6 protein-coding genes are annotated in these 5,050 nt (G+C 70.4%); 3 read left to right on the forward strand and 3 right to left on the reverse strand.

The window, feature by feature from the left end; genetic code table 11:
- Positions 1-230 precede the first annotated feature (230 nt).
- Positions 231-992: a PadR family transcriptional regulator gene (locus tag ACTHNC_RS17295; protein WP_440295872.1), complete on the forward strand. Its 762-nt coding sequence runs from the start codon at positions 231-233 to the stop codon at positions 990-992.
- A 128-nt stretch (positions 993-1,120) separates the two neighbouring features.
- Here ACTHNC_RS17295 and ACTHNC_RS17300 read toward each other — a convergent pair whose 3' ends face one another.
- The 3 genes from ACTHNC_RS17300 to ACTHNC_RS17310 are packed head-to-tail and all read right to left on the reverse strand — an operon-like array spanning position 1,121 to position 2,644.
- On the reverse strand, positions 1,121-1,570 hold the full coding sequence (locus ACTHNC_RS17300; RefSeq protein WP_440295867.1) for a YchJ family protein: 450 nt from the start codon (positions 1,568-1,570) through the stop codon (positions 1,121-1,123).
- Positions 1,571-1,580: 10 nt separating this feature from the next.
- Positions 1,581-2,294 (reverse strand): uracil-DNA glycosylase, encoded by a 714-nt coding sequence (locus tag ACTHNC_RS17305; protein ID WP_440295868.1) that lies wholly within the window; start codon positions 2,292-2,294, stop codon positions 1,581-1,583.
- Positions 2,291-2,644 carry a hypothetical protein gene (locus ACTHNC_RS17310; protein ID WP_440295869.1) on the reverse strand — a complete coding sequence of 118 codons (354 nt, stop codon included), beginning with the start codon at positions 2,642-2,644 and terminating at the stop codon, positions 2,291-2,293. The genes ACTHNC_RS17305 and ACTHNC_RS17310 overlap by 4 nt, the downstream gene beginning before the upstream one ends.
- Before the next feature lie 136 nt (positions 2,645-2,780).
- Between ACTHNC_RS17310 and ACTHNC_RS17315 the strand changes: the two genes are divergently transcribed.
- Both ACTHNC_RS17315 and ACTHNC_RS17320 read left to right on the forward strand, forming a co-directional pair.
- Positions 2,781-4,124, forward strand: coding sequence for an O-acetylhomoserine aminocarboxypropyltransferase/cysteine synthase family protein (locus ACTHNC_RS17315; RefSeq protein WP_440295870.1), 1,344 nt, complete (start codon positions 2,781-2,783; stop codon positions 4,122-4,124).
- A 14-nt stretch (positions 4,125-4,138) separates the two neighbouring features.
- Positions 4,139-5,050 (forward strand): LLM class flavin-dependent oxidoreductase (locus tag ACTHNC_RS17320; RefSeq protein ID WP_440295871.1); only part of this gene is annotated, 912 nt, incomplete at its 3' end.

A 5,050-nucleotide genomic window follows, 5' to 3' on the forward strand; every position in this document is an offset into this window, starting at 1 on the left:
TTACATATTGTTCGTGGTTTGCTTTACGCGGGGGGGGTTGGGGGCGGGGGTTTTTTTGGTGCGGTGGCTTTTTGGGGCTTCCGCCGCGACGCCAGCGCCGACCGCCGTCTCGGCGGTCGGTCGGGACAAGAAGGCTCTGCAAGCGTCTGGGCTGCACCGTCATTGCGTAATAGTTTTTAGCGATATATCGTTGACGTGTATTATATAGTCACGTTTGGAGATTCGCTATTATAAACGACTACTTCCGCGGCGACGAACATCGTCGCCACCCCGGCCGCCCGTCCTTCGGCGGCGATCCCTGCGGGGGTGCGCCGCGCCGGCATCACCACGACCCCGAGCACGGACACGGCCACCACGGCGCCGGCCGCGGCGAGGCGGGATACGAGCACGAAGCGAACGCCGGCGGCCCGCACGAGAGTCAGGGCGGCCCGGAAGGCTTCGCCGGCTTCGGTCCACGCGGCTTCGGGTACGCACGCCGCGGCTTCGGCCCCACGTTCGATCCCCGCGGGTTCGACCCCGCGGCATTCGCCGCATTCGGTGGGCGAGGACGCAAGCGTGCGTCGCGCGGAGACATCCGCGCGGCCATCCTGAGCCTGCTCGCCGAGGAGCCGAAGAACGGCTACGCGCTGATCAAGGCCATCGCCGAGAAGACCGACGGCCTGTGGAAGCCGAGCCCCGGCTCGGTGTACCCCACCCTGCAGCAGCTGGTCGACGAGGAGCTCGTCGAGGCGACCGGTGACGGCCGCCGCACCGACTACGCCCTGACGGATGCCGGCAAGGCCTACGTCGCGGAGCACGAGTCGGAGCTCGACGCGGCCTGGCAGGCCGCACCGGGGCTGAGCGCCTCGGGCGCGGCGCTGCACGAGGCCGTTGGCAAGCTCATGGGCGTCGTGCACCAGTACCGGTTCGCCGCGACCGACGAGCAGCGCAAGCAGGCCGCCGAGAAGATCGACGAGCTGCGCAAGGCGCTGTACCTGATCCTCGCCGAGTGATCCGGCCGCGGTGTGCGCCGCCCAGATCCCGTTTCACTGACAGAGAGTGTCGCTCCCAGGCGGAGCATCAGCATTATCTGCACGTGAGACGGGATCTCCTTGTCCCCGTCCGAGGATGCGCTCCTGAGTCATGAACGGATGTCGCCGTCCAGGTAGTACCAGCGGCCGCGCTCGCACACGAAGCGACTGCGTTCGTGCAGCACTCCGCCGTCGCGGGCGCGCCCCGGTGCGGGCAGGATGCGCCAATACGCGCGAAACTCCACCTCGCCGGTGTCGCCATCCGCAGCGGTTGCCCGGTCGCGGCCGGTGTCCGCGTCCACACGGGCGTTTCCGTCCGCGTCGGCGTCGAGGATGTCCAACCGCCGCCACTCCACGGCCGGGTCCAGTTCGAGCTCGGGCGGCCGCGTCGACGGATGCCACGTCGTCAGCAGATACTCCGTGTCACAGTGCGCGAAGGCCGAGTAGCGCGACCGCATGAGCGCCTCGGGAGTCGGCGCGACCGACTCGCCGCGGTGCAGGCATCCGCAGCACGTGTCGTACGCCTCGCCGCTCCCGCACGGGCACGGCTCGATCTCCATCTCGATCACCTCACCCCGAGCGCTCGGGCAACGGGGTCGTCTCGAGGGTGCCGGCGAGCATCCGCTCGTTGAGCTCGGCCAGCTGCCGCGTGAACAGCGCCGCCCCGCCCTGCGCCGGATGCCGCAACGCGGGCGCCGCGATCCCCGCGGACTCCAGCGCGCCCTGCGCCTTGCGGCCCACCGCGGCGATCGTGTGCACGCCGAACGCCCGGGCGAGCTCCAGCCCGACCGGCGCTCCCGCCCGCACCTCGGGCGCACGCGGCGCGCGGTTCGTGCGCCGGTCGCCCGCCACGAACGGATGATTCGGGTACACCGACCAGAGCAGCGGCAGCGGTCCGCGCCACGACTTGAGCGCGCCCCACACCACGCGCGACGACGCCTCCCACGGCGCATCCGGATGCTCCGGCAGCTCGAGTCCGTCGCCCTCGAGGCGTCCGCTGATGAGGCCGGGACGCGTGTGCACCTCGCGCACGCTCGTGAACGGAACGCCGCTCACGGTCATTCCACGGTGCCCGGGCGCCTCACCGAGCAGCAGGATCTGCGGGCCCGCCTCGGCCATCAGCCCGAGGTAGCGCAGCAGGTTCCGGCGACGAAGCGCGCCGTGCGGAGTGCCGGCGTCGTAGAGGAACTCGGCATCGTCCGGGGTCACCGCAGCGACGGCATCCAGTGCGGCGAGGAACCGCGAGAGGTCCAGGTCGCGGGCCACCGAGGCGGGCTCGCTCACTCCTTCTCGCGCAGCCAGTGCGACCGCTTGAACGTACGACCCCACCACGCGGTGAGTCCCTCGCCCTGGTACTGCTCGGGATCCGCTTCCAGCACCGCGTCGCCCTCCGGTGCGGGAAGCGCTTCCACCTCGGACTCGTCGATCGACGTCGCGACCCCGTCGGTCGTGATCGAGGTGACCTGGTTCGCATCCACGAACCGCAAGCCGTGGTGCGTGCGCACGGCGAGGCCGTCGAAGAGGTCGAGCGAGGCATCCTGCAGCACGTGCTCCACCGTGCCGAGACGCTCGCCGCCCGACGTCGTGACGGGCGCACCCTTCTCGAGGGCGGTGTAGGCGATGGGTTCAGGCACGAAAAGCTCCTTCGATGCGGCTGCGGCAACGCCGCGAGTTCGGCACCACAGCCTACGCCGCAACACCGGGTAACACGGCTTCACATGGTTACCGGCCGATGCGTGGTATCGCATCGCCCGCCCGCAGCATGGACGGATGACCGCAACACTCGACGAGCCGCTCGGTTTCGCCAGCGCCCAGGTGCACGCAGGTACGGATGTCGACACCGCTTTCGGTGCCCGCGTCACCCCCGTCTACCTCACGGCCGGCTTCGTGTTCGACGACTTCGAGCAGGCCCGCGACCGGTTCGCCGGTGTCGACGAGGGCTACACGTACTCGCGGTCCGGCAACCCGACGACCGCCGCGGTCGAGCGACGCCTCGCCGTGCTCGAGGGCGCCACCTCGGCACCGGATGCCGAGGCGATCGTCGTCGGCAGCGGACAGGCGGCGCTCGCTGTCGCGTTCCTCGGAATCCTGCAGGCCGGCGACCACGTCGTTTCAGCGGCCAGCATCTACGAGGGAACGCGCGGCCTGCTGCGCGAGAACCTCGGACGACTCGGCATCGAGGTCGACTTCGTGCGCAACGCGAACGATCCGGATGCCTGGCGCCGCGCGATCCGTCCCACGACGAAGGCGCTCTTCGGTGAGCCGATCCCGAACCCGAAGAACGACCTGCTCGACCTCGAGACGGTGGCGGCGGTGGCACGCGAGGCGGGCATCCCGTTCATCGTCGACAACACACTCGCCACGCCGTACCTGCTGCGGCCGTTCGAGTTCGGTGCCGACATCGTCGTGCACTCGGCGAGCAAGTTCCTCGCCGGGCACGGCTCGGCGCTGGGCGGTGTCGTGGTGGATGCCGGTCGCTTCGACTGGAGCGCCCGCCCGGATGCCTTCCCGCACCTGAACACACCGCAACGCGCCCTCGGCGGGCGGTCGTATGTCGAGGCGTACGGCCGTTCGGCCTACGCCGCGTACACCCGGCAGGTCGTGGCGTCGCGGTTCGGACCGACCCTGTCTCCGCTGAACGCGTTCCTGCTGCAGCAGGGGCTGGAGACGCTGTCGCTGCGGGTCGCCCAGCACTCGCGCAACGCACTCGCCGTCGCGGCGTGGTTGCAGGTGCAGCCGGAGGTGGCATCCGTCGACTACTCGGGGCTGGCATCCAGCCCGCACCACGAGCTGGCCGGCAAGTACCTGCCGGACGGCCAGGGCAGCGTGTTCTCGTTCACGCTGCGCGGCGGTGAGCCGGCGGCGCGGGCGTTCTACGACGCACTGCGACTGTTCAGCCGGATGACGCACCTGGGTGACGTGCGGTCGCTCGCGCTGCATCCGGCATCCACAACGCACACGCTGCTCACGGAGGACGAGCGACTGGCGAACGGCATCGGACCGGGCCTGCTGCGCCTCTCCGTCGGCATCGAGGACGCCGACGACCTCATCCGCGACCTCGCTCGCGCGCTCGACGCGGTCCGCGCGCTGACGGAGCTCCCGCTCGCCGGTTGAGACAAGGAACGCACATGGCACACAGGCAGCACTTCGGCTGGTTCTTCTCGCGCGGTTTCGGCCCGCAGGGCTGGGGACGCCCCGAGTGGCGCTGGGGCTACGACTGGACCAAGCCCGACCTCTACCAGCACTCCGTCCGCGAGCTGGAGCAGGCCGGTCTCGACCTCGTGATCATGGAGGACGCCATCTCCATCGGCACGCCGGAGACGCTCGACCTGCGGGTGCGGTCGGCGTACGGCGGTCCCAAGCACGACCCGCTGCTGCTGGCGCCCTACCTCTTCCAGGCGACGAGTCACATCGGCATCGTGCCCACCATCAACGCCGGTGCGACGCCCCCGTACCTCGCCGCACGGCAGGCGGCGACGCTGCAGCACCTCAGCGACGGACGCTTCGGCATCAACGTCGTCACCGACGTGAAGAGCGCCCGCCACTTCGGCCTCGAGGAGCTGGAGCACGACGCCGCGTACGACCGTGCCCAGGAGTGGCTCGACACCGTGCGCGAGCTGTGGCACAGCTGGGACGACGGCGCGTACGTCGCGGATGCCGAGACCGGCCACTTCGCCGACGGCACGCGCATCCGTGCCACCCGGCACGAAGGCGAGTACTTCACGGTCGCCGGCCCGCTCAACGCGATCCCGTTCAACCGCGCGCTGGAGCTAAAAGCGGAGGCCATTTCTGGCCTCCGCCGCGACGCCAGCGCCGACCGCCGTCTCGGCGGTCGGTTCGCGAACAATCCGGATGCGTACGGCACCACGAACGGCGACCCGACGATCGTCTCCCCCGGTGGCTCCGGCCGCGGGCTGGGCTACGCAGGCGCGAACTCCGACGTGCAGCTGGCGCTCGCCCCGCTGAACGTCGCCGCGGTGCGGGCGTACCGCGCGAAGGTGACCGCGGAGGCGCAGGCGGCGGGACGGCAGGCATCCGAC

This window comes from Humibacter sp., assembly GCF_051954055.1.
Taxonomy (GTDB): Bacteria; Actinomycetota; Actinomycetes; order Actinomycetales; family Microbacteriaceae; genus Humibacter.

Excerpts from the sequence above, each read along its gene's own strand:
- ACTHNC_RS17300 (WP_440295867.1), bottom strand. The coding sequence starts at position 1,570 with ATGGAGATCGAGCCGTGCCCGTGCGGGAGCGGCGAGGCGTACGACACG.
- ACTHNC_RS17315 (WP_440295870.1), top strand. The coding sequence starts at position 2,781 with ATGACCGCAACACTCGACGAGCCGCTCGGTTTCGCCAGCGCCCAGGTG.